This is a genomic window from Brachyspira sp. SAP_772, from assembly GCF_009755885.1.
Lineage (GTDB): Bacteria > Spirochaetota > Brachyspiria > Brachyspirales > Brachyspiraceae > Brachyspira.
This window is the reverse complement of record NZ_VYIX01000279.1, coordinates 1-603: the sequence shown is the minus strand read 5'-3', so window position 1 is coordinate 603 and position 603 is coordinate 1. Positions and strand designations below refer to the sequence as shown.

General features: G+C 27.7%; 1 pseudogene. It reads left to right on the top strand.

The window, feature by feature from the left end:
- Position 1 precedes the first annotated feature (1 nt).
- Positions 2 to 603, top strand: a pseudogene (locus GQX97_RS14020) (penicillin-binding protein); the annotation flags it as partial.

The window sequence follows — 603 nt, the reverse complement described above, 5'->3', positions numbered from 1 at the left end:
TATTTTTGCCATATTCTTCTTAGTTATCGTACTTATGCTTACTCAAAAGCTCTATGTACTAACTATCAAAGAAAGAAAATCAACTCAAGTACTAGATGACCTATATAGACCAAGAGGAACTATTTATGACTCTAAAATGCGTCCTCTTACAATCAATATACCAGCTTAYACTATATATATAGATACTCACTCTGTAGCAGAACTAGATGGTAAAGAAGGCGTTAATGTAAATGAAGGATATGATGAGATATTAAGATTACTAGGAATTACAAAAGAAAGATTTGCTGAACTATTAAAAAAYAAAAGAAGAACMATAAGATTAGCACAAAATATAAGCTTAGATGTTTACAATAAAATAAAAGAAGTAAAAAACAAATATAATATAAAAAGTATTTATGGAGATGAAAGCTATAAAAGATTTTATCCATATGGCGATATATTTGCTCATGTTATAGGATATATGAACAAATCTGAGACAGAAGGTTATGCAGGATTAGAAGCTACTTATCAAAATGTATTATCATCTGTAAATGGACAATCAAAGGATTTAGTATTAACTCTTGACAGAGATATACAAACTATAGTAAGAAATGAAGTATTAAA